Raw genomic sequence first — 22,865 nt, 5'->3', positions numbered from 1 at the left:
ATCCATCTCGCGCATCGGACGACTATCTCAAGGGTCCAAGGCTTCGGTTACAGTCTTGAACAACGCCGGTGACCATCGCATGTCGGGGGTCCCGGACGTCACAATCGAATACCGCTCATCCAGAGGGGCAGAGGGATACGGCCCGTTGAAGCCCCGGCAACCCTCCAGCCGGTCTCGTCGCCGCGAACGCGCGCGCCGCGAGGCTCCCGGCTCGGGAAGGTGCCAATTCCGTCTCGCGGCGAGATGCGCCGCGGGGAAGATGAGGAGAAAGGGCCTCGCCTCCATGGCTGTGCAGACTGTCGCCACCACCACGCCTTCCGCGGACACCGTCGATCTCGGACCCGCTTCCGGCCTCTCCTGCCGCGAGTGCGGAACCCGCTTCGACCTCGGCCCCATCTTCGCCTGCGCCGAGTGTTTCGGACCCCTGGAAGTCGCCTACGACCTTCCCCTCGGCGACCCGGAGGGCCTGCGCAAGCGGATCGAGTCCGGCCCCGCCAACATCTGGCGGTACGCCCCGCTGCTTCCCGTCCCCGCGGACGTGGCCGACAAGCCGAACCTCAACCCGGGCTGGACCAAGCTCGTCAAGGCCGACAACCTCGCCGCCGAACTGGGCGTCGAGCAGGGCAAGTTGTTCATCAAGGACGACTCGGGCAACCCCACGCACTCCTTCAAGGACCGTGTCGTCGCGCAGGCCCTCGAAGCGGCCCGCGCCTTCGGCTTCACCACCCTGTCCTGCTCCTCCACGGGCAATCTCGCCGGCGCGGTCGGCGCCGCCGCCGCCCGCGCGGGCTTCCGCTCCTGCGTGTTCATCCCGCACGACCTGGAGCAGGGCAAGGTCGTCATGGCCGCGGTGTACGGCGGCGAGCTCGTCGGCATCGAGGGCAACTACGACGACGTGAACCGCTTCTGCTCCGAGCTGATCGGCGACCCGCTGGGCGAGGGCTGGGGCTTCGTCAACGTCAACCTGCGGCCGTACTACGGCGAGGGCTCCAAGACCCTCGCGTACGAGATCTGCGAGCAGCTGGGGTGGGTCCTTCCCGACCAGCTCGTGATCCCGATCGCCTCCGGGTCCCAGCTCACGAAGATCGACAAGGGTCTGAAGGAGCTGATCGCGCTCGGCCTCGTCGAGGACAAGCCGTACAAGATCTTCGGGGCGCAGGCGGAGGGCTGCTCGCCGGTGTCCACCGCGTTCAAGGCGGGGCACGACGTCGTCCGGCCGCAGAAGCCGGACACCATCGCCAAGTCCCTCGCCATCGGCAACCCGGCCGACGGGCCGTACGTGCTCGACATCGCGCGGCGCACGGGTGGCGCGGTGGAGGACGTGAACGACGAGCAGGTCGTCGACGCGATCAAGCTGCTCGCCCGCACGGAAGGGATCTTCGCGGAGACCGCGGGCGGGGTGACCGTCGGGGTCGCGAAGAAGCTGATCGAGGCGGGTCTCATCGATCCCTCGCTCACCACCGTCGTGCTCAACACCGGGGACGGGCTCAAGACCCTGGACGCGGTCGCCGAGACGTCCCAGGCGACCGCGACCATCCGCCCCAGCCTCGACGCGTTCCGCTCCGCGGGCCTGGCTCACTGACCTTCCCGGCACCCCAGAAAGGCATCCCCATGAGTGTCAACGTCCGCATCCCCACCATCCTTCGCACCTACACCGGCGGCAAGGCCGAGGTCGCCGCCGAGGGGGCGACCCTCGGTGAGGTCATCGCCGACCTGGAGAAGAACCACACCGGCATCGCGGCCCGGGTCCTGGACGACCAGGGCAAGCTGCGGCGGTTCGTGAACGTGTACGTGAACGACGACGACGTGCGGTTCGAGCAGGGTCTGGAGACCGCGACGCCGGACGGCGCCGGGATTTCGATCATTCCCGCCGTCGCCGGCGGCTGAGCGCACGCAGAGTCACCGACATTGCCCCCTCCGCGAGAGAAGCGGAGGGGGCAATTCTGTATGGTTGAGCGCGGTACAGTTGGGAATGGAGCGCCGTTCTCGGCGCACGCAGTGCCGCGCGCATATTCGAAGTCGGCCGCGGAGCCGACAAGAAGTAGCCAAAGTGTCCTGCCTATTTGAGCCTTATGTGGCATTTGTCGGGCCCGACTTGCCCTGGATTCCGTGGAATTCTCCGGAAATCTCCGATAGCGCGTGCCCAGAATTCTCGTCCGATTGACCTGTTGCAGAGGGCAGTTGGACAGATACATTCAGCCGCGGTCGACGCGTTCCGGCGCACACCCCCAACCCATGGGGGGTGAGGTCTGACCCGGGTCCGCGAAGTGCGGGTCTGCGCAAGGGCCAGTAATAGGGGAGTTAGGCATGGCTCAGGGCACCGTCAAGTGGTTCAACGCGGAGAAGGGATATGGCTTCATCGCGGTCGACGGTGGTGCGGATGTATTCGTCCACTACAGCGCGATCCAGATGGACGGCTACCGCACCCTGGAAGAAGGTCAGCGAGTCGAGTTCGAGATCTCGCAGGGCCAGAAGGGTCCGCAGGCGGACATGGTCAAGCTCGCCGTCTGAGCGGCTTGACGCGATCGGCCACCGACGCGACGCAGACGAAGGGCCCGCACCCCGGGAACGGGGCGCGGGCCCTTCGTCGTTGCAAGATCGGGGCGTCGCGCCGGGCGCGCGGGGTCTCGTAAGGGAGCCGTGAGTACGTGTACGAGACTCGGGGGCGACCTTGCACTCGCGGGGGTCGAGTGCTAATCATTGGCGTTAGCACTCTACGAGTGAGAGTGACAGAACTTGGATCGGGTCGGTGAGGTCCGCAGGCCGGGTGGGGCAAGGAACCACACGGCGCGCAGGCCGTCCGTCGCGGGCACCAGCACGGTCCGTTTGCTTTTCCACCCCGTCCGGGAGGACCACTTCACATGGCCAAGATCATCGCGTTCGACGAGGAGGCACGGCGCGGCCTCGAGCGCGGCATGAACCAGCTCGCCGACGCCGTCAAGGTGACCCTGGGCCCCAAGGGTCGCAACGTCGTCCTCGAGAAGAAGTGGGGCGCCCCCACGATCACCAACGATGGTGTGTCCATCGCCAAGGAGATCGAGCTCGAGGACCCGTACGAGAAGATCGGCGCCGAGCTGGTCAAGGAGGTCGCGAAGAAGACGGACGACGTCGCCGGTGACGGCACGACGACCGCGACCGTCCTCGCCCAGGCGCTCGTCAAGGAAGGCCTGCGCAACGTCGCGGCCGGCGCCAACCCGATGGCCCTCAAGCGCGGCATCGAGAAGGCCGTCGAGGCCGTCTCCGGCGCCCTGCTCGAGCAGGCCAAGGACGTGGAGACCAAGGAGCAGATCGCTTCGACCGCCTCCATCTCCGCCGCCGACACCCAGATCGGCGAGCTCATCGCCGAGGCCATGGACAAGGTCGGCAAGGAAGGCGTCATCACCGTCGAGGAGTCGCAGACCTTCGGTCTGGAGCTCGAGCTCACCGAGGGCATGCGCTTCGACAAGGGCTACATCTCGGCGTACTTCGCCACCGACATGGAGCGTATGGAGGCGTCGCTCGACGACCCGTACATCCTGATCGTCAACTCCAAGATCTCGAACGTGAAGGACCTCCTTCCGCTCCTCGAGAAGGTCATGCAGTCCGGCAAGCCGCTGCTGATCATCGCCGAGGACGTCGAGGGCGAGGCCCTGTCCACGCTCGTCGTGAACAAGATCCGCGGCACCTTCAAGTCCGTCGCCGTCAAGGCCCCGGGCTTCGGCGACCGCCGCAAGGCCATGCTCGGCGACATCGCCATCCTCACGGGCGGCACGGTCATCTCCGAGGAGGTCGGCCTCAAGCTGGAGAACGCCGGTCTCGACCTGCTCGGCCGCGCCCGCAAGGTCGTCATCACCAAGGACGAGACGACCATCGTCGACGGCGCCGGTGAGAGCGACCAGGTCCAGGGCCGGGTCAACCAGATCCGCGCCGAGATCGAGAACAGCGACTCGGACTACGACCGCGAGAAGCTCCAGGAGCGCCTGGCGAAGCTCGCGGGCGGCGTGGCCGTCATCAAGGCCGGTGCCGCGACCGAGGTCGAGCTCAAGGAGCGCAAGCACCGCATCGAGGACGCCGTTCGCAACGCGAAGGCGGCCGTCGAGGAGGGCATCGTCGCCGGCGGTGGCGTGGCCCTCCTCCAGGCCTCCTCGGTCTTCGAGAAGCTCGAGCTCGAGGGCGACGAGGCCACCGGTGCCGCCGCTGTGAAGCTGGCCCTCGAGGCCCCGCTGAAGCAGATCGCGGTCAACGCCGGCCTCGAGGGCGGCGTCGTCGTGGAGAAGGTGCGCAACCTGACCGTCGGTCACGGCCTGAACGCCGCGAACGGCGAGTACGTCGACATGATCGCCGAGGGCATCATCGACCCGGCGAAGGTCACGCGTTCCGCCCTGCAGAACGCCGCGTCCATCGCCGCGCTGTTCCTCACCACCGAGGCCGTCATCGCCGACAAGCCGGAGAAGGCCGCCGCCGCGGGCGCTCCGGGCGGCATGCCGGGCGGTGACATGGACTTCTGAGCCTCGGCTCGGTAGTTCGTAGCTGTACCCGCTGTACGCGGAGGGCGGCACCCCCAGGGTCGGGGGTGCCGCCCTCCGGCGTTTCGCGAGCGTCGTCCGGGCGGCGGCGGTCGGGCTGCTGCCTCGGTCGCCCTATCGTGGGACGCTGGAGGAAGCGGCGCACAGCCGCTGACTCGTCGATCTACGCTCATGCGCCGCAGGCTTCGACAGAAGGGACCCGCGATGACCGCCGCAATGGTCGAGCACGACACGGCTCCGGGCCGCCGGTCTTGGGACTACCTGCTTCAGGCGTGGCGTGAGCTTGATGTGCCGGAGGGCTGGCACGCCGAGATCGACGAAGGGCAGATTGTCTTGGTACCGCCGCCGCACAGGCATCACAACGGAATCGCAGCCGCGTTGCACCGGGCGCTGAACAAGGCTCTGCCGGAGGAAATGGAGGTGTACCAGACACTCGGCATCCACATCGCCGCCCTGGACAAGCTCTACGTTCCCGATGTGGTAGTGGCCCCCAGGGAAGCTGTTGACGACGTCGCCCCCGACAGCACCGACCCCCTGGACGCGGCAGAGGCCCTGCTCGTCGTCGAGATCACCTCGCAGAGCAACGCCAAGGACGACCGGACCAAGAAGCTGTGGGCCTATGCCCACGCCCCGGTTCCGGTGTATCTGCTCGTGGACCGGTTCGACGAGCACGGTCCCACGGCGACGCTGTTCAGCGAGCCGCAGAACGGGGCGTACAAGCACGCCGAGCGGGTGCCGTTCGGGGAGCGGTTCGTGCTTCCCGTGCCGCTGGGAGCGACGGTCGACACGGGGGCCTTTCCCGGCTGACGGGCGGCCGCCCCACGCGCCGCGCCCGGTGAAGCCGATCACGACGGTTCCCGCGCGGCCCGGTCCGGTGTGTTCGAAACGCCGGAGAAAAAGTTCCTGATCGCTGTCAACCAGACGTGCCCCGGCCGGTCTAGAGAAGGTGTACCGACCAGATGGGGAGCACGTCATTGACCGCTGAGGAGTTCGAGGAGTTCTACGCCCACGCGGTCCGACGGCTCACCGGCCAGCTGTATGTGATGCTCGGCGACCTGCAGGAGGCGCAGGACGTCGTGCAGGAGGCGTTCGTCAAGGCCTGGAGCAGGCGGGGGCGGCTGGTGAAGGAGGCCTCGCCCGAGGCGTGGATCCGCACCGTGGCCTGGCGGCTCGCCGTGCGCCGGTGGCACGGGCGGCGGCGCAGCGAGCAGGCCTGGCAGCGGCACGGCGGCGCGCCGCCCGCGGGCGCGCCCGACCCCGGTTCCGTGGTCCTCGTCGAGGCGCTGAAGGGGCTTTCCCCGCAGCAGCGCAGGACGGTGGCGCTGCACTACATCTGCGATCTGTCGGTGGAGCAGATCGCCGCGGAGACGGGCCAGTCCACCGGCACGGTCAAGACGCATCTGTCCCGGGGGCGGGCCGCCCTCGCCGACCGCTTGCAGGACCCTCGTACCCAGGAGGCGCACGGTGACTGAAGCCCACCACGACGATCCACTGGACGACCCGCTGGCGGACGCGCTCCGGGATCTTGCCGCGGCGGCGGAGCGCGGCAGCGACCCGGCGCCCGCGCCCGTGGTCACGGCCCGCGGCGAGCGGGTGCGGCGGCGCAGGTTCGCCGTGCTCGCGGCCGCCGCCGTGCTGCTGTTCGGCGGGGTGGGCGGCGCGGTCGCCGCCGGGATCGCCGGGCCCGAGGAGCAGGTGTCCCCGGCCGACACCCGCGACCCGAGGCCCGCGCCCTCCTCCGGCGACCCCGTGCCCGACCCCACCGACGCCTCCTCGTCGCCGGGCCCGCCCGAGACCACCGGGCCCCCCGACGGCCCCGACGCCAGCGAGCCGCCCCCCACCACCGGCAGCTCCGGCAGCTCCGCCGACACCGACCCGAGCCGCTCGCCGACGTACCCCCCGACGACCCCGCCCCCGACCACCGGCACCCTGGGCGCGACCGAGACCCCGTACCGGGGCGCGGGGGCCTCGCCGCCCCCGACGTCGGACATGACGGCGGGACCCGACTGACCCCGGTCGGCCCCCGCCCGTAACCGGCCCTCTCCCCGCAGCACCCACGACCGGCGGCGCCACCGCGCGCCGCCGGGCGATTCCGCGCGCCCGAACGGAGATCACGCATGCCCGCGGCACCAGTGAGCACCGCCACCCGGCCCTCCCCGCGCCCGCCCTGGCCCGACGTCCGCGAGCCCGCGCGGGAGCAGGGGCGGGAGCGAGGGCGGCGGCGGTGGGCCGGGGGTGTGCGGGCGGTGCCGCGGTGGCTCGCGGGGCGGTTCGACGCGACCGACCGCTTCGTGCTCCAGGTGTATCTGGGCACGCGGGTGGGGCTCTTCGTCACCGGGTACTGCGTGGGGTGGCTGTTTCCCGCGAACTCCCGTGCCAAGGAGGCGCCCGGGCCGCTCTCGGTGTGGGAGCAGTGGGACTGGACGCACTTCCGGCACATAGCGGAGTACGGCTACTTCGGGCCCGCGCCGGGGTACGCGGACGGCCTGGAGAACGAGGAGGCGTTCTTCCCCGGGTTCCCGCTGGTGCTGCGGGCGGTGCGGCTCGTCGTGCCGGACTGGGTGGCGGCCGGGCTGCTGATCTCGCTGGTCTCGGGGGCGGTGGCGATGCTGGCGCTGGCCCGCGTGGCGAGGCTCGCGGGGGCGGACATGGGGGCGGGCGCGGGGATGGGCGCCTGGAAGGGCCCGGGCAAGGGCCCGGGCAAGGGCGCGGGCACGGGCAGAGGCGTGAGCGCGGTCGTGCGGCTCGGGGGTGCGGACGCCGTCGCCCGGCGTGCTGTCCTCGTCGTCCTGCTCTCGCCCTGCGCCGTCTTCCTCGCCGCGGGCTACTCCGAATCCCTCTTCCTCGCCTGCGCGCTGCCCGCGTGGCTGGCCGCCCGGTCGGGACGCTGGCGGCTCGCGGCGACGCTCGCCGCGTGCGCCACGACGGCCCGCGTCAGCGGTCTCTTCCTCGCCGCCGCCCTGCTCGTCGACTTCCTCCTGGCCCGAGACGGCCGCCGCGACTGGCGCCGGCTGCCCTGGCTGACGCTGCCCGCGCTGCCCGTCCTCGCGTACACGCTGTACCTGTACGACCGCACCGGCGACTGGATGGCGTGGAAGCACGCCCAGGAGCGCGGCTGGTACCGCACCTTCCACCCGCCGTGGGAGGCCTGGGGCAACACCTGGAACGCGGCGTTCGACGGCCGCTACTCCACCGGGTACGCCCTGATGTCCCAGGCCGAACTCGCCGCCATGGTCGTCGGGTTGGCGCTCCTCGGCCGGCTGTTGTGGCGCATGAGGTGGCCGGAGGCGGTGTACATCGCCCTGAACCTGTGGGCGCTCGGGACCTCGTACTGGTACACGTCCGTGCCCCGGGCGACGCTGCTGTGGTGGCCGCTGTGGACGGGCCTGGCCGCGTGGAGCCTCCGGGCGGAGTGGCGCGCGCGGATGGGCCTGTGCGTCCTCGCGCCGCTGAGCACGCTGTTCGCGGTGACGTTCCTGTCGGGGAGATGGACGGGCTGACCCGCGCGCCCGCGGCGGCAGCCGCCCCGCGACGGCCGCCACCACGGGCGGGTGCCCGCCCTTCGGCTACGGCAGGCGGTCCAGGATCCAGGTGCAGAGCTCCTCGGTGACCTGGGTGTGGGGTTCGTTCCGGGAGGCGACCTTGAACTCGTCGAGCTCGCTGTCCTCGGGGGAGAGGGCGTTGATGTCGGCGTAGAGGTCGTCGTGGGTGTGGACGTCGCGGATGGCGACGGCGCTGACGGCGGGCACGAAGCAGTGCTCGCGGACGGGCACGTCGACGCCGAGGCCGGCGATCTTGTTGAGGGCGTCGGCGAGGATGCCGAAGCCCTCCAGGGTGCCGCCGGGCGCGCCGTCGAACTCGGGCAGGCCCGAGGTGTGGATCTCCGGCTTCTTCAGGGTGAGGACGCGCAGCGTGGCCACGAGCTGGTCGTCGCCCGCGGACTGGGTGTTGAGGTCGGTGCCGACGATGCCGAGGCCCTTGCCCTTCACGGCGTCCACGCCGGGCCGGATGCCGTTGCCCTCGCCGGTGCCGACGCCGTTGGCGACTCCGATCTTCCGGGGCCGCCGCGGCCAGTGGTGGACGCGCGCCAACTCGGCGAGGAACTCCTCGCGTTCCTTGTCCGGGGCAGGGCTGTCCTGCCACTCGGCGATGTGCTGGGCGAGCAGCTGCCGCGCGGCGGGGCTGTTGATCTGGCCGGAGAACCGGGGATCGAGCTTGCGGATGTAGTGCGCGAAGGCCTGCAGGCCGATGGGGATCCAGGCGCCCCGGTGCGGGCTGTCGAACGAGAGGTAGAGCGCGGTCTCGTGGTCGTCCCCGCCGGGTTCGGTCTCCATCTTGGCGAGGGCGTAGCGCGTGACGAGGCCGCCCATGCTGAAGCCGCCGACGACCAGCGGGTGCTTGCCCTCGCGGTCGGCGTTGGCGCGTTTGACGGCGGCGATCGCGGCCTGCGCGTTGTCGAGGATCGACGCGCTGCGCTCGTGGAAGCCGACGAGGACGAGGTCCCTGCCGCGCCTGCGCAGCTCGCTGAGGAACGGGTACGGGGCGTTGAAGTCCAGCCCGTTCCACAGGAAGTCGGGGGTGCTCGGCCCCGAGTTGAAGCCATCGGCGAGGAGCACGGGCCGCGTCAGGCGGCCGTTGCCCTCGCCCCGGTACACCCAGGCGGTGCCGCCGGGCAGCTCCCAGACGTCGTGCGGCACGGGCGGGACCTGGGTCGGGGCCTCCCTCGGGCCCGGGGCGAGAATGATCGGCGGCGCGGCACGCAGGGCTTCCTGGACCTGGGCTTCGGTGGGCGCGTTCTGCTCGGGCATGCGCGTTCCCCTCCCTTGAGCGTCACCAGCTGACGGTCAAGGGGCATCCTCGTTATGGCCCGTACGCTCCGTAAGGTGTGTTTTGCGCCGTAAATCGGAGGTCCACCGAGTCCCAACAGCCCCTAGGGCGTACGGGAGTTGTCGAGCGCCGCCCGGAGGTGGCCGTGCGACTCGTCCAGGAGGCGGGCCGCCGTGGGGCCGTCGACGGAGCCGAGGAGGGTGAGGATGGCGTTCTTGACCTCGCCGTCGGTGGCCGCGAGGGCCGCCTCGATCTCCTCGTCGGACGCGCCCGTGGCGAGGGCGACGATGCGGCGGGAGCGGGCGCGCAGCTTCTCGTTGGAGGCGCGCACGTCGACCATCAGGTTCCCGTACGTCTTGCCGAGGCGGATCATCGTGATCGTCGACAGCATGTTGAGGACGAGCTTCTGGGCCGTGCCCGCCTTCAACCGGGTGGATCCGGTGAGGAGTTCGGGCCCGACGACGACCTCGATGCCGTGCTCGGCCGCGGCGGCGAGGGCGCTGCTCGCGTTGCAGGACAGGCCGACGGTGAGCGCGCCGCGGGCACGGGCGTGCTCGACGGCGCCGATGGCGTAGGGCGTGCGACCGGACGCGGACACGCCGACCACGGTGTCGTCGGCGGTGAGGTCCAGCGCGTCCAGATCCGCGGCGGCCAGGTCCTTGCGGTCCTCGGCGCCCTCGATCGAGGTGACCACGGCGGTGGGGCCGCCCGCGATGAGGCCGACGACGTCGCCCGGGTCGGTGTTGAACGTGGGCGGACACTCCGAGGCGTCGAGCACCCCGAGCCGCCCCGCGGTGCCCGCGCCCGCGTAGATCAGCCGCCCGCCGCGGGCCATGCGCTCGGCGGTCGCGTCGATGGCGGCGGCGATCCGCGGCACCTGCGCGGCGACGGCCGCGGGCACGGAGGCGTCCTCGCCGTTCATGATCCCGGCGATCTCCGCCGTGGACAGCCGGTCGATCTCGGAGAGCTCGGGCCGGAAGGCCTCGGTGGTGAGGCTCTCCAACTGGGCACGGAGTTCGCCGTAGGCGGCGGGCCCGGTGGGCGTGGAGGTCATGGGGGAGGGCTCTTTCGGGGGAGAGGGGTGACATGGTGGGCTAGAGGGAGACATTTCCAGCCCGTCCGGCGTTTGAGGACGAGGCCGAAGGCCGATCGGCGCCCGCCCCGGCGAACGGGGACCTCAACGACTGCCGGCGCCCCCACGAGGGCTGTGACGGTGGGCCAACGCCTCGTACGAAGCGGCGAGCGCAGGCGCCGCGGTCTCGTAGGTCCGCTGGGCGACCCCCACGAACAGACAGTCCACGACCAGCAGCTGACTCGTCCGAGAGGACATCGCCGCAGGCCGCAACTCACTCTCACGGGCAGTGGACGTGGTCAGTATGTGATCGGCGTACTGCGAGACGAGCCCATCGGGCCGCCCGGTGATCGCGACGGTGGTGGCGCCATGCTCGAAGGCGACCCGCAGCGGCTCGATCACGTCCTCGGTGGACCCGGAGTGGGTGATCGCGATGGCGACGTCCTTGGCGCGGAGCGTCACCGCGTTGGTGACGGCGAGGTGCGGATCGGAGTGCGCGTGCGCGACCTGCCCGATGCGCAGCAGCTTCTGTACGAGGTCCTGGGCGACGAGCCCGGACGCGGCGACGCCGTACACCTCCACGCGCCGGGCCGCGGCGAGCGCGCTGACGGCCGCACCGAGCTGGACGGTGTCGAGCCCGGCGGCGGTGTCGGCGAGGGTCTGCTGCTCGTCGTACGCCAGCTTCGCCACCACGTCCGCGATGGGGTCGTCCACGGCGATGTCGGCGGTGACGGCGGGCGCGCGGCCCGACTGCTGCTGGGCGGCGAGCCCGGCGAGGGCGAGGCGCAGATCGCGATAGCCGGGGTAGCCGAGCAGGCGGGCGGTGCGGACCACCGTGGCCTCGCTGGTGCCGGTGAGCTCGGCGAGGCCGGTGACGGTGAGGGCGGCGGTGCCTGCCGGGTCGCCCGCGACGGCCTCGGCGACCCGCTGCATGGAGCGGGTCATCGACGGCGCGAGCGTGCGGACCTTGGCCGCGAGGGCGGCCGGGGCCGGGGGCGCCCCGCCCGCGAAAATTTCCTTCACGTCATGGGTCACTCCTGAAAGATATTTTCGGGCCCGGGGCGGGTCAAGACCCCCGACGTCCCCGACCTCCCCGGCCCGCCGGGCCGGGCCGCGCCCGCCCCCGGACCGCCCGGCGCGCGGCGGGGCGCACAATGGCTGTATGGACTCCTCCGCATCCTCCGTCCCCGTCGGCCCGCTGGAGCGGGCGCTGCACGCGGCCCGCGCGCTGGTCCTCGCCGACCTGGTCGCGGACGAGGTGGCGGAGCCGGACGTGGTGTCGTTCGTCGAGGACTCCGTGGCGCAGCGCCGCTGGTGGGTCGAGCAGTGGCCCGAGGGCGTCGACTTCGTCGCCGGGCTCGTCGCGCAGGACGTGCAGGACGCCCTCCTGGAGCGGTACGGACGGTGGCCGCTGTGCCCGGTGTGCGGCTCGGGCGACCCGCACGCGCTCGACGTGGAGCCGGAGTTGGGCGCCGATCCGCACTGGGTGTGCGGGAAGGCGGGCGTGGTCGTCGCCGCCGTCGGCTCGCTGGGGTCGGTGCGCCGGTGACCCTGTACATCGACCCGCCGATCTGGCCCGGTCACGGCCGCCTGTGGTCGCACCTGGTCAGCGATGTCTCGTACGAGGAGCTGCACGCGTTCGCCGCGCGGATCGGCGTGCCGGAGCGGGCCTTCGAGCGGGACCACTACGACCTGCCCGCGCACCGGTACGGGGACGCGGTGCGGGCGGGGGCGGTCGCGGTCGGGTCGAAGGAGCTGGTGCGGCGGCTGACGGAGGCGGGGTTGCGGCGGCGCAAGGGCCGGGAGACGTGAGCCGGAAGGCGCCCGGGAGGCGCGGGGCCGGGGAGACGCAGGGTCACGTGGCGTTCAGGGCGACCGTCGGATGCAGCCGCGAGGCCCGTACCGCCGGATAGAGGCCCGCGAGCACCCCGATCAGCAGCGTCGCCGCGAGCCCGGACGCCACCGACCACGGCGGCACCACCGCCGTCCAGCCCTGCACGAGGGCGAAGCCGAACGTCGCCGCCGACCCGAGCGCCGCGCCCGCCGCGCCGCCGAGCGCCGAGAGCAGCAGGGACTCCGTGAGGAACTGCAGCCGCACCGCGTTCCTGGTGGCGCCGAGCGCGCGCCGCAGACCGATCTCCTGCCGGCGTTCGAGCACGGAGATGACCATGGTGTTGGCCACGCCGACCCCGCCGACCAGGAGCGCCACCGCGCCCAGGCCGAGCATCAGGGTGGTCAGGCCCTTGTCGGTGGCGGCCTTCGCGGCGAGCGCGTCCGAGGGCCGGGACACCTTCACGGAGCCCTCGGCGCCGGGGCTGACCGTGCGGGCGAGGACGGCCCTGACGTCCTCGACCGTCCCGTCCGGGGACCGCTCGAAGATCATCGAGGGGTGGCCGTCGAAGCGGAAGTGGGTTGCGGCGGCCGGGAAGCCGATCATCGCGACCCGGTCCAGGGTGGGGACCAGCTCCACGGGCTGAAGGATGCCCACCACGACGACGTACTCGTCGTCCATCATGATCTTCCCGCCCGGCTCGGTGATGCCGAGGCGCTCCGCGGCGACCGCGCCGAGCACGGTGACGGGCAGCCGCTCGTTGGCCCTGTTCAGCCAGATCCCCTTGGCCACGCGGGCGTTGAGGGCGTCGAGCAGGTCGGTGCGGGCCGCCTGGGTGGTGACGCCCGCCGTCCGCTCCTCGGGCACCACGTCGCTGCGCCGGATCCTGGCATCGACGTTCCCGGTCGCCGTGGCGTGCCGGACGGGCCCGATCCGCTCGACCATCGCCACCGCCGACTTGGGCAGCTTCAGCTCGTTGCCTGCCCTGTCCTCGCCCGCCTCGACGGTGAGGAGGTTGGTGCCGAGCCGGTCGAGCCGCGCCATCAGGTCCGCCTTGCTCGACTGGGACAGGCCCACCACGGCGACCATCGTGGCGATCCCGATGGCGATGCCGAGGGCGGAGAGGACGACGCGGGCCCGCCGGGCGTGCAGGCCGACGGCGCCGAGGCGCAGGATGTCGCGGGGGGCGAGCGGGGAGGGCTTGAGCCGGGGCGGCTCGGGCGGGGGAGTGGAAGTCATCGTGAACTCGCTTCCTGGCAGCGTGAACTCGCCTCCTGGAAGCGTGAACTCGCCTCCTGGCAGCGGGAGTCGGAGCAACCGGTGTCGGGGCGGCCGGAGTCGGACACGATCTCGCCGTCCCGGAACCGCACCCGGCGCGGCAGCGACTCCGCGATCTCCTGGTCGTGCGTGATCACGCAGACCGTCGTGCCCGCCGCGTTCAGCTCGCGCAGGAGCTCCATGACGACCTCGCCGGACGCGCTGTCCAGGGCGCCGGTCGGCTCGTCGGCGAGCAACAGGTCCGGCTCGCCGACCAGCGCGCGGGCGATGGCCACGCGCTGCTTCTCGCCGCCGGACAGCTCGGCGGGCCGGTGTCCGAGGCGATGGCCGAGCCGGACCCGCTCCAGGGCGGCGCGGGCGCGGGCCCGACGCTCCCGGCGCGGGACGCCCGCGTACAGGAGCCCGTCCGCGACGTTGTCGACGGCGTCGCCGCCCGCCGCCAGGTGGAAGTGCTGGAACACGAAGCCGATGTGGCGGGCGCGCAGCGCGGACAGCTGCGCGTCCGACAGGCGCCCCACGTCGTACCCGGCCACGCGGACCGTGCCCGCCGTGGGCGCGTCGAGGGTGCCGACGACGTGCAGCATCGTCGACTTGCCGGACCCCGAAGGGCCGACGACGCCGAGGAGTTCGCCCGCGTGGACGGTGAGGCTGACACCGCGCAGGGCGTGCACGTCACCGGCGTACGACTTGGTGACGTCGCGCAGTTCGACGACGGGGGCGGGGACGTGGGCGGGGGCGTCGGTCGCGGGGACGGCGGGCGCCGGACCGGGCATGGCACCGGCCGTGGAACCGGCCGTGGCACCGGAGATCGTCATTCCGTGGCCACCCCCACCGTCATCCCCTCCCTGATCCGGGACCCCCTGACCTCGATGCGTCCGTCGGCCGTCATCCCCGTCTCGACCCGCACCATCCGGGACGTACGGCCCTCGACGACCTGGAGTCCGTAGCCGCCGTCCGTGCCGCGCAGCGCGACGACCGCCTCGACCGGGACGGTCAGGACGTCCTCGCGGCTCTCGCTGACGAACTTCACGCTCGCGGTGGCCCTGGCGTCCTCGCCGGACGCCGCCGACGCGCCGCCGTCCAGGGAGACCTCGACGGTGATGGTGTCGCCGGACGCCTCCTCCTCGCCGGAGCCCTCCGGGTCGACGGTTCCGGTGACCCGGCCGCGCTCGGTGGTGCCGCTGGGCAGGGTCACCTCGACCTTGGTGCCCTTCGCGGTGAGCGAGGCGTCGGTCTGGTCGAGCCGGGCGCGGACGACGGGCCTGGTGGAGGCGACGGTGAGGGCGGCCGCCTCCGGGCCGACCTGGTCGGCGAGGGCCGCGTCCGCGCGGACGACCTTGACCTGCTCGGGCTGGAAGACGACGTCCCCCTTGCCGACCCTGCCGGTGGGCGTGCGGTTGAGGGACTTCTGCCACCGCTTGACGGCGGCGGCCGTGGCCCGGTCGTAGCGCGGGTCGACGTACAGGCCGCTGCCGTAGCCGAGCGCGACGAGGTTGCGCTCCAGTTCCAGTACGTCGCTGCCGCGGGCGCCGACCTTCATCTCGCGGAAGGCGGGCACCGGGCCGTACAGGAGCGTGACCGGCTTGTCGTCCAGCTCGTAGAGGGCCTGACCGCGGGTGACCGTGGCGCCCTCGCGGGCCGCGACCGTCACGGTGCCGGGGACGGCGGACTTCACGGCGCGCCGCCGCGCGTAGTCGATCTTCCCGTCGACCGTCTGGGACAGCACGAGGTCGGTCCGGGTGACGGTGGTGGTGGCGGGCGGCCGCCCGGAGGGGCCGCCGCCGGAGTCGCCGCCCCCGTACGCGAGGGCGCCCGCGCCCACCGCCACGGCGGCAGCGGCGACGCCGCCGACGAGGAATCCCGTACGCCGCTTCATCTACTGCATCCCGTCCAGGCCCTCGAGCAGCTTGCCCTTGCAGGCCTCGCGGGCGCGCTCGTACGCGGGCGAGTCCTGGTCGAGCGCCGGGTTCGCGGGGCTCGGGTCGCCGCCGGGGACGACGTTGCCGCCGGACATCGTGGGGTTGGTGAACTTGGAGACGCCGTTGTCGCGCATGCACTTGGCGTGCGCGAGCATCGACTCGTAGTCCTTCTGCGCGTCGCGCTCGGGCGCCAGGTCCGACGCGGCGAGGAACTCGTCGGCGCAGACGCCGTTCTTGCCGCCCTTGTACTCCTCGCCCCTGCCCTTCGGGTCGACGAGCTTGTCGATCTTCGACCAGTCCAGGTAGCCGCTCAGCTTCGGGTCGGGGTAGTCCTTCAGACCGGCCTTGGAGCGCATGCAGCGCACGTAGGTCAGCTGGGCGTCGTAGAAGGCGCTCTTGCCCTCGGCGGCGGGTTCGGAGCCGTCCTTGTCCGTGTCGCTCTTGGTCCCCTTGCCCTTGCCCGGGGCCCCGTCCGCGCTCGGCTCGTCGGGGGCGGAGGCGACCCCTTCGTCCTTGACGCCGTCGTCCCCGCCGCCGCAGGCGACGCAGAGGGCGAGGAGGGGGGCGGCGACGGCCGCGGCGACGCGGCGGCGGGTGGTGCGCCGGGCGGAGGTGCTTCGGGCGGCGGTGCTCAGGGGATGCCGGGCGGCGGTGCTCCGGGAAGCGGTGTGGATGCTCATGCGGACCACCGTCGGGCCCGTACATGGTGGCCGGTCCATGGCCGCATGATGAGCGCGTAACAATGCGCGGGAACGGCGGTCCCGGCCCCCGCGACCCGGTCTGAACTGGGCAAACCCTCACGCATAATCGGCCGCATGGCCCATGTGCTGCTGATCGAGGACGACGTGTCCGTGCGCGACGGCATGGAACTGGTGCTGCGCAGGCACGGCTACGACGTCGCCACCGCCGCCACCGGTGAGGACGCGCTCGCCCTCCTCGCCGACCCGGCGGGCGCGGCCGTCGAACTCGCCGTGCTCGACCTGATGCTGCCCGGCATCGACGGCTTCGAGGTCTGCCGACGGCTGCGCGCGAGCGGGTCCACGGTGCCCGTGATCATGCTGACCGCGCGGGGCGACGACACCGACATCGTGCGGGGCCTGGAGGCGGGCGCCGACGACTACGTGGTCAAGCCGGTGACCGCGCCCGTACTCGAAGCCAGGATCCGGGCGGCGCTGCGCCGGGCCGAACCCACCCAGGCGGCGCGGGGCGAGGACCACGCGGGCCTCGTCATCGACCGGGCCGGGCTCACCGTCGCCAAGCGCGGCGCGCCCATCGCCCTGCCGCCCACCGAACTGCGCCTGCTCCTGGAGCTCTCGGCGTCCCCGGCACACGTCTTCAGCCGCGAGCAACTGCTGCAGTCCGTGTGGGAGCACGGGTTCCTCGGGGACTCCCGGCTCGTGGACGCGGCGGTGGGACGCCTCCGCGCCAAGATCGAGGACATTCCGGCGCGGCCGCGCTACATCCAGACGGTACGGGGCTTCGGCTACCGGTTCGGGCCGGTGTGAGGGTGGCCCGCCGCGCGCTGCGACGCCTCGTCGGCCTGCGCACCCGCCTCGTCGTGGCCTTCGTCCTCATCGCCCTGGTCAGCGCGGTCACGGCGACCGCGCTCGCGTACCGCGAATCCCGTACCGCCGTCCTCGAACGCAAGCAGGACGCGGTGCGCAGCGCCTTCAAGAACCGCGTCGAGCAGGCCGCCGCGGACTTCGACGTGCCCGCCGACGAGGTGGCCCTGACCCGCTTCGCCACCACCGTCGCGGACGGCCTCGGCGACGACGCCGTCGTCGTGGCCCGCTACCGCTCCCTCACCGTGTCCTCCGACGCGTCCGCCGACCGCTCCCGGATCACGCCCGCCCTGCGCGCGGCGGTGCGCGCCCACAACCGCATGAGCTTCCAGCGCGTCGACCACGACGGCCGCCCCTACCTGGTCGTGGGCACCCCCGTCACCTTCGACGGCGCGGCGCCCTCGGGCCTCGACGCCTTCGCCATCACGTCGCTGCGGGCGGAGAGCGAGGCGACGGCCGGCGTCCTGGAGGCGGTGCGGGACGGCATCGTGCCGGTGGTGCTGCTCGCCGCCGTCCTCGCGCTGCTCTCCGCGGGCACCGTCCTGCGCCCCGTACGCGAACTGGGCCGCGCCACCCGGCGGCACGCGGCCGGTGACCTCACGTCCCGGGTGCGGGTCCGGGGCCGCGACGAACTGGCCGACCTGGCACGGGACTTCAACAAGACCGCGGACGCCCTGGAGGCGTCCGTCGCCGAACTGCGCGAGCAGGACGCGCGGGCGAAGCGCTTCGTCGCCGACGTCTCGCACGAACTGCGCACCCCCCTCGCCGCGATGACGATGGTCGCCACCGTCCTGGACGAGGACGCGCACGCCCTGACGCCGGACACGGCCCACGCGGCCCGCACCGTCAGCGAGGAGACGGCGCGGCTGTCCCGGCTCGTGGACGACCTGATGGAGATGTCCCGCTTCGACTCGGGCGCGGCCCGCCTCAACCTCACCCCCACCGACCTCGCGGAAGCCGTCACGGCCACGCTGTCCCTGCGGGCCCTGACCGACCGCGTACGCACCGAACTGCCCCGGGGCGTCCGGGCGCTGGTCGACCGCCGCCGCGTCGACGTGATCGTGGCCAACCTCGTCGGCAACGCCCTGCGCCACGGAGCGCCGCCCGTGACCCTGACCCTCGCCACCGACCCGGCGGGCGACTGGCTGACCGTGGAGGTGGCCGACCGCGGCCCCGGCCTCCCGCCCGAGACCCTCGCCCACGTCTTCGACCGCTTCTACAAGGCCGACTCCGCCCGCACCCGCTCCGAGGGCAGCGGCCTCGGCACCGCCATCGCCCTGGAGAACGCCCGCCTGCACGGCGGCACGATCGAGGCGGCCAACGCCCCGGACGGCGGCGCGGTCTTCACGCTGCGGCTGCCGTGGCGCCGCCCGAGGGAGGACCACGCATGAGGCCCACGACCCGGCGCGCGTCCCTCGCCCTGGCGGCTCTGGTCGCCGTCCTGCTCGCCGGCTGCGGAGTCCGCCCCACCGGTGTCGTGGACGGCGGGGAGGCGCCCGGCGGCCTCACCAAGGGGCTGCGCCTCTACTTCGTGTCGCAGGCGGGCCGCCTGGAGGGCGTCGCCCGCCCCGGCATCCCGGCGTCTCAGGTCACGGACCCCAAGGCCGTCATCAAGTACCTCCTGGTCGGCCCGGTGGACTCCGAACGCGACGCCGGACTCACCACCCTGCTGGGCGACGACGGCAGCTACGACGCCACCGTGGACGGCGACAGGGTCACCGTCCACATCCCAGCGGGAGCACTCCTCGGCTCCCCCGTGGAGAACCGCAACCTCAAGGGCCAACTCGTCTGCAGCATCGCAAGGGCCCGAGCGATGGCCGACACCAAGGGCACGACCCAGACGGACGACATCCGCGTCACACTCCGCCCGAGGGCCGACGCCCGCCCGGGAACGTACGTGTGCTCGGACTTCCTCAAGTGAACAGGTCGGGAGCGAACGGCAGCACCGGTTCACTTCAGTCCCACGGGGGCAATCTCAGCCCCTCCGGCGTTTGAGGAGCGGGGGTCTGGGGGCAGAGCCCCCAGCTTCGGGAAGGGGCGGGATCGGGGAGCTCTCAGCAGAGCCCCGCACCCGCACCGACACCGCGACAGCCCCCAGAGCCGACAAGGTGAGCCCGGCCCCCGCCCAAGCAGCCGACTCATACCCCCACCCCGCGTCGATCACGGTCCCCCCGAGCCACGGCCCGGCCGTGTTCCCGAGGTTGAACGAGGCAGTGGCAGTGGCCCCCGCAAGGGTCGGCGCGGCAGCAGCGACCTCGAAGACGCGGGCGTTGAGCGCGGGCCCGGTGTAGAACGCGGAAACCCCCAGCAGAAAGGCAAGCACGACAGCCGCGCCAGCACTGCCGGACAGCAGAGCGAGCAAGGTCAAAAACACGGTGGACGCCGAGATCCCGCTGAACAGCACGGTGAACAGCCGCCCGTCGGTGACCCGCCCCCCGATCGCCGTACCGATCAACGCCCCCACCCCGAACAGCGCGAGCACCCCCGGCACCCACCCCTCCCCGAGCCCCGCGACATCGGTGAGGAGCGGCGCGAGATAGCTGAACGCGCAGAACACCCCGCCGGCGGCGAGCGCGACGACGGCGACGGCGAGCCACACCTGCCGGTCCCGGTAGATGACGAGTTCGCGCCGCAGGACGGGCTGTTCGGCGGGCGGCGCGATGCGCGGGACGAGCAGGACGACGCCGACGAGGGCGAGCGCGGAGGCCCCGGCGACGGCCCAGAAGGCGGAGCGCCACCCGAAGTGGTCGCCGAGGAAGGCACCCGCGGGCACGCCGAGGACGTTCGCGAGGGAGAGCCCGCCGAGCATGACGGCGATGGCCCGCGCCCGCTGCGTCACCGGCACCATCGCGACGGCGACGGACGCGCCGACGGCCCAGAACCCGGCGCAGGCGAGGGCGCTGACGACGCGGGACGCGAACAGGACGGCGTACGAGGGGGCGAGGGCGCCCGCGATCTGGCCGAGGCCGAAGACGCTGATGAGGGCGATGAGGGTGGCCCGGCGCGGCAGCCGCAGGGTGGTGGCGGCGAGCAGCGGGGCGCCGACGACCATGCCGATGGCGAACGCGGAGATGAGCAGTCCGGCGCGCGGCACGGAGACGTTCATGTCGTCGGCGACGGCGGGCAGCAGGCCCGACAGCATGAACTCACTGGTGCCGAGGGCGAAGACGGCGACGCCGAGGGTGTGGACGGCTATGGGCATGCGAGAGGGCACGTTTTTCGCCAACGTGTTCGGGGGCGTGGTCATTCCCGCTGCTGGCCGGACCGGTCGGCCGGGCGCGGCCGAGGGCCGGACGACGCGCGGCCGGGAGGGCCGACCGGAGCGCGGCCGGACGTCACACGGGCGCGCTCAGATACCGCGCGGACGCGCTCAGGTGCCGCGCGGGCGCTCGAAGACCGCCTCGTCCTCACGGTCGGCGACGCGGGTGAACCCGGCGCGGGTCAGGACGCCGTGGGAGGCGGTGTTGCCGACGTCGGAGAGGCCGCGCACGCCCTGTACGTCCCCGTGGTCGGGGTGGGCGAGGGCCCAGTCGGTGAGGGCGCCGAGGGCCCGCGTCGCGTAGCCGTTGCCGCGGGCCGCGGGGACCAGGCTGTAGCCGACCTCGGCCCAGCCGTCCTCGCCGGGCACGCCGTGGAAGCCCATGGCGCCGACGGCGCGCTGGTCCTCGGTGCGGACGACGGCGAACATGCCCCACTCGGGGCGGTGCGTCCCGGCGGCATACGACTTCGCGGTGCGGTCGGCCGCGCCGCGCGTGCCCGCGCCGGGCCCTTCGTCGGCCCAGTCGAAGCCGCCGGTGCCGCCCGCGGCGATGTCGGCGGCGGCGTCCGGGGACACCTCGACCAGGTCGACGGGGCCCGCGGGCAGCAGCAGCGGGTTGTGCCAGCGCCAGCGGTCCAGGCGGGCGTGGCCGTCGCGGGTGCCGCGGCCGGTGGCCCACAGCAGGACGGCCCAGTGGTCCTCGCCGTCGTCGGCCGGGGGCACGTTCGGGAACTGGCGGGCCAGGAGGGCCTCGCACAGCTCGGCCGGGGGTTCGTAGGCGACGTCGAAGGCGCGCAGGAGGTCGTACGTGTGCAGGAGCAGCTCGGCGACGCCCATCGCCGCGAAGCCGTTCGCGTCCGCGGTGCCGTACGGGTACGGGTGCCAGCCGCGCACGCCCCGCGGGGTCGTCCGGACGACCGCCGCGAGCAGGCCCGCCGTCGCCTCCACGACGCGCACCACGCCGTCCGCGTCCGTGCCGTCCTCCAGGCGCATGTCGACCGGGACGTACCCGCCGGTGCTCGCGGTGCGGCCGGTGAGCTGCGTCGCGTACGCCGTGAAGTCGCCCGCGATGTGCTCCGCCGTGTCCATGCAGCTCCACTCCAGGTCGGCCGCGGGGACCGTCCAGTCGTACTCCGCCGTCGCCACCGCGCGCAGTGCCGCCACCGCGTGTGCCGTCGCCTCGTCGATCCGTTCCCCGCCGTTGAAGAGCATGGCGTGAGGTTACGTGAGCAGGTCCAGCTCCGTCCTGAGGTTTTCCCTGGCCAGGGGCTCCCAGTGGGTCGCTCCGTACTCCGTGCGGAACAGGCGGGGCAGGGCGAGGAGGTGGCGCAGGACGTCCGCGCGGCCCGCGCGGAACGCCTCGTCGGGGACGAAGGCGTACTCCTCGCGGACCGCCGCCGCGTATCGGGCGTACGCGTCCGGGGGTGCCGCGAGGATCGCGAGGTCCGCGTCGCACAGGACCTCGCCGTTCGTGTCGCCGTCCGCCGGGTCGTGGGTGATCGTGAGGCGGACCAGGCGGGCCACCTCCGCGGTCGCCTCCTGGGTGAGGCCCGCCTCCGGCAGGGCGCGTTCCGCGAGGCGGGCGCTGCGTTCCTCGTTCTCCGAGCGGTCCGGGGCGTAGACCGCGTCGTGGAACCAGGCTGCGAGCCGCACCAAGTGCGGGGTGTCCGCGTGGGGGTGGAGGGTGTCGATGTGGTCCAGTACGGCGAGCAGGTGGGCGCGGTCGTGATACCGCCGGTGCGCCTCACCCCACCGCGCGATCAAATTCTCCCCGTACGGCCCCGGATCCGGCCCCGGCCCTGCGCCCGGCTCCGCGCCCGGCCCTGCGCCCGGCTCCGCGCCCGGCCCTGCGCCCGGCTCCGCGGCCCGCGCCGCGACCAAGGCGTCCCGCCAGCGGGCCCGAAGAGCTTCGACATCATCTGCAGCCATACGCCGACCCTAGCGGGGCTCCCCAACCCCGCCCCTTCACCGATCCCGGGGCTCCGCCCCTGGACCCCGGGCGCGGGTGCCCCCTTCGGGCGGGACGACCTCCCCCCGATCGCGCTCCGCGCTCGTCCTCAAACGCCGGACGGGCTGACATACAGCCGGGGCGGGTCTGAAAAGTGCCGCGGGGTGGGCTGGAAAGGTGCTGCGGGGTGGCCGGAAAGGTGCGGGGTGGGCCGGAGAGGGGGCGGCGATGGTGGCGGCGGGTGCTGCGGGGTGGGCCGGGAGGTGCTGCGGCGTGAGTCGTTTCGGGGCTGAGGGTGCCGGGCTGCTGCTCGGCCGAAGCAATGGCGGGGGCGGGTGGGTGGGAAAAAGCCCGTCCGAGGCTGAGGGTGCCGGGCTGGTGGGCAGGACGGTGCGAGTTTGGGCGGGTGGGTGGGAGAGAGCCTGTCCGGCGTTTGAGGACGAGGTGCGGAGCGCCGATACGGGGTGCCCCGGCGGGGCTGGGGGTGCCGGGCTGTCGGGCAGGACGGTGCGAGTTTGGGCGGGTGGGTGGGAGAGAGCCTGTCCGGCGTTTGAGGACGAGGTGCGGAGCGCCGATACGGGGGTGCCCCCGGCGGGGCTGGGGGTGCCGGGCTGTCGGGCAGGACGGTGCGAGTTTGGGCGGGTGGGTGGGAGAGAGCCTGTCC

General features: G+C 72.8%; 23 protein-coding genes and 1 riboswitch. Of the genes, 13 read left to right on the top strand and 10 right to left on the bottom strand.

Features of this window, described 5'->3' with window-relative positions:
- The first annotated feature begins 112 nt into the window (after positions 1–112).
- A riboswitch (SAM riboswitch) is annotated at positions 113–266 on the top strand.
- From thrC to AB6L24_RS22615, 8 genes are all read left to right on the top strand, one after another.
- Positions 260–1,582, top strand: a complete 1,323-nt coding sequence (gene thrC / locus AB6L24_RS22650; protein WP_405657783.1) for a threonine synthase — start codon at positions 260–262, stop codon at positions 1,580–1,582. Its footprint overlaps the riboswitch before it by 7 nt.
- 29 nt (positions 1,583–1,611) lie before the next feature.
- Positions 1,612–1,887 (top strand): ubiquitin-like small modifier protein 1, encoded by a 276-nt coding sequence (locus tag AB6L24_RS22645; RefSeq protein ID WP_405657781.1) that lies wholly within the window; start codon positions 1,612–1,614, stop codon positions 1,885–1,887.
- 420 nt (positions 1,888–2,307) lie between these two features.
- The gene (locus tag AB6L24_RS22640) at positions 2,308–2,511 is read left to right on the top strand and encodes a cold-shock protein (protein WP_005315736.1); all 204 of its coding nucleotides are present in this window, start codon (positions 2,308–2,310) and stop codon (positions 2,509–2,511) included.
- Between the two features lie 350 nt (positions 2,512–2,861).
- Complete coding sequence (gene groL, locus AB6L24_RS22635; protein WP_380846361.1) at positions 2,862–4,487, top strand: chaperonin GroEL; 1,626 nt, start codon at positions 2,862–2,864, stop codon at positions 4,485–4,487.
- 222 nt (positions 4,488–4,709) lie between these two features.
- Positions 4,710–5,312, top strand: a complete 603-nt coding sequence (locus AB6L24_RS22630) for a Uma2 family endonuclease (protein WP_405657779.1) — start codon at positions 4,710–4,712, stop codon at positions 5,310–5,312.
- Between the two features lie 167 nt (positions 5,313–5,479).
- On the top strand, positions 5,480–5,977 hold the full coding sequence (locus AB6L24_RS22625) for a SigE family RNA polymerase sigma factor (protein ID WP_030363420.1): 498 nt from the start codon (positions 5,480–5,482) through the stop codon (positions 5,975–5,977).
- Positions 5,970–6,515: a hypothetical protein gene (locus AB6L24_RS22620; protein WP_405657777.1), complete on the top strand. Its 546-nt coding sequence runs from the start codon at positions 5,970–5,972 to the stop codon at positions 6,513–6,515. Before AB6L24_RS22625 ends, AB6L24_RS22620 begins: the two co-directional genes overlap by 8 nt.
- 107 nt (positions 6,516–6,622) lie before the next feature.
- Complete coding sequence (locus AB6L24_RS22615) at positions 6,623–8,005, top strand: hypothetical protein (protein ID WP_405657775.1); 1,383 nt, start codon at positions 6,623–6,625, stop codon at positions 8,003–8,005.
- Between the two features lie 66 nt (positions 8,006–8,071).
- Here the strand turns inward: AB6L24_RS22615 and AB6L24_RS22610 are convergent, their stop codons facing one another.
- The 3 genes from AB6L24_RS22610 to AB6L24_RS22600 all read right to left on the bottom strand — a co-directional run bounded on the left by AB6L24_RS22610 (position 8,072) and on the right by AB6L24_RS22600 (position 11,439).
- Complete coding sequence (locus AB6L24_RS22610) at positions 8,072–9,313, bottom strand: esterase/lipase family protein (protein ID WP_405657773.1); 1,242 nt, start codon at positions 9,311–9,313, stop codon at positions 8,072–8,074.
- A gap of 122 nt (positions 9,314–9,435) precedes the next feature.
- Positions 9,436–10,386 (bottom strand): N-acetylmuramic acid 6-phosphate etherase, encoded by a 951-nt coding sequence (gene murQ / locus AB6L24_RS22605; protein WP_405657771.1) that lies wholly within the window; start codon positions 10,384–10,386, stop codon positions 9,436–9,438.
- A 123-nt stretch (positions 10,387–10,509) separates the two neighbouring features.
- Positions 10,510–11,439, bottom strand: a complete 930-nt coding sequence (locus AB6L24_RS22600) for a MurR/RpiR family transcriptional regulator (protein WP_380846344.1) — start codon at positions 11,437–11,439, stop codon at positions 10,510–10,512.
- Between the two features lie 127 nt (positions 11,440–11,566).
- Between AB6L24_RS22600 and AB6L24_RS22595 the strand changes: the two genes are divergently transcribed.
- Both AB6L24_RS22595 and AB6L24_RS22590 read left to right on the top strand, forming a co-directional pair.
- On the top strand, positions 11,567–11,953 hold the full coding sequence (locus tag AB6L24_RS22595; RefSeq protein ID WP_405657769.1) for a hypothetical protein: 387 nt from the start codon (positions 11,567–11,569) through the stop codon (positions 11,951–11,953).
- Positions 11,950–12,216, top strand: a complete 267-nt coding sequence (locus AB6L24_RS22590; RefSeq protein WP_087884670.1) for a DUF4031 domain-containing protein — start codon at positions 11,950–11,952, stop codon at positions 12,214–12,216. Before AB6L24_RS22595 ends, AB6L24_RS22590 begins: the two co-directional genes overlap by 4 nt.
- 43 nt (positions 12,217–12,259) lie before the next feature.
- On the opposite strand, the gene AB6L24_RS22585 is transcribed toward AB6L24_RS22590, so the two are convergent.
- The 4 genes from AB6L24_RS22585 to AB6L24_RS22570 are packed head-to-tail and all read right to left on the bottom strand — an operon-like array spanning position 12,260 to position 16,112.
- Positions 12,260–13,474, bottom strand: a complete 1,215-nt coding sequence (locus AB6L24_RS22585) for an ABC transporter permease (RefSeq protein ID WP_405657767.1) — start codon at positions 13,472–13,474, stop codon at positions 12,260–12,262.
- Positions 13,471–14,286 (bottom strand): ABC transporter ATP-binding protein, encoded by an 816-nt coding sequence (locus AB6L24_RS22580; protein ID WP_405663251.1) that lies wholly within the window; start codon positions 14,284–14,286, stop codon positions 13,471–13,473. The genes AB6L24_RS22585 and AB6L24_RS22580 overlap by 4 nt, the downstream gene beginning before the upstream one ends.
- A gap of 38 nt (positions 14,287–14,324) precedes the next feature.
- On the bottom strand, positions 14,325–15,389 hold the full coding sequence (locus AB6L24_RS22575) for a peptidoglycan-binding protein (protein ID WP_405657765.1): 1,065 nt from the start codon (positions 15,387–15,389) through the stop codon (positions 14,325–14,327).
- The gene (locus AB6L24_RS22570) at positions 15,390–16,112 is read right to left on the bottom strand and encodes a hypothetical protein (protein ID WP_405657763.1); all 723 of its coding nucleotides are present in this window, start codon (positions 16,110–16,112) and stop codon (positions 15,390–15,392) included.
- A gap of 135 nt (positions 16,113–16,247) precedes the next feature.
- On the opposite strand from AB6L24_RS22570, the gene AB6L24_RS22565 reads away from it, so the two are divergent.
- The 3 genes from AB6L24_RS22565 to AB6L24_RS22555 are packed head-to-tail and all read left to right on the top strand — an operon-like array spanning position 16,248 to position 18,915.
- Positions 16,248–16,937 (top strand): response regulator, encoded by a 690-nt coding sequence (locus AB6L24_RS22565; protein ID WP_405657761.1) that lies wholly within the window; start codon positions 16,248–16,250, stop codon positions 16,935–16,937.
- A 2-nt stretch (positions 16,938–16,939) separates the two neighbouring features.
- On the top strand, positions 16,940–18,385 hold the full coding sequence (locus tag AB6L24_RS22560; protein WP_405657759.1) for an ATP-binding protein: 1,446 nt from the start codon (positions 16,940–16,942) through the stop codon (positions 18,383–18,385).
- Positions 18,382–18,915 carry a hypothetical protein gene (locus AB6L24_RS22555; protein ID WP_405657757.1) on the top strand — a complete coding sequence of 178 codons (534 nt, stop codon included), beginning with the start codon at positions 18,382–18,384 and terminating at the stop codon, positions 18,913–18,915. Before AB6L24_RS22560 ends, AB6L24_RS22555 begins: the two co-directional genes overlap by 4 nt.
- A gap of 54 nt (positions 18,916–18,969) precedes the next feature.
- Here the strand turns inward: AB6L24_RS22555 and AB6L24_RS22550 are convergent, their stop codons facing one another.
- The 3 genes from AB6L24_RS22550 to AB6L24_RS22540 form a co-directional block, all read right to left on the bottom strand.
- A complete protein-coding gene (locus tag AB6L24_RS22550; protein WP_405657755.1) occupies positions 18,970–20,196 on the bottom strand; it encodes a Cmx/CmrA family chloramphenicol efflux MFS transporter in 1,227 nt (408 codons plus the stop codon).
- A 168-nt stretch (positions 20,197–20,364) separates the two neighbouring features.
- Entirely contained in the window at positions 20,365–21,465 is a 1,101-nt protein-coding gene (locus tag AB6L24_RS22545; protein ID WP_405657753.1) for a GNAT family N-acetyltransferase, read from the bottom strand.
- A gap of 9 nt (positions 21,466–21,474) precedes the next feature.
- Positions 21,475–22,182 (bottom strand): hypothetical protein, encoded by a 708-nt coding sequence (locus AB6L24_RS22540; RefSeq protein ID WP_405657751.1) that lies wholly within the window; start codon positions 22,180–22,182, stop codon positions 21,475–21,477.
- Positions 22,183–22,865 lie beyond the last annotated feature (683 nt).

The sequence above is a fragment of the Streptomyces sp. RK9 genome, assembly GCF_045070545.1.
Lineage (GTDB): Bacteria > Actinomycetota > Actinomycetes > Streptomycetales > Streptomycetaceae > Streptomyces > Streptomyces alboflavus.
This window is presented reverse-complemented; position numbering and strand designations above follow the sequence as displayed.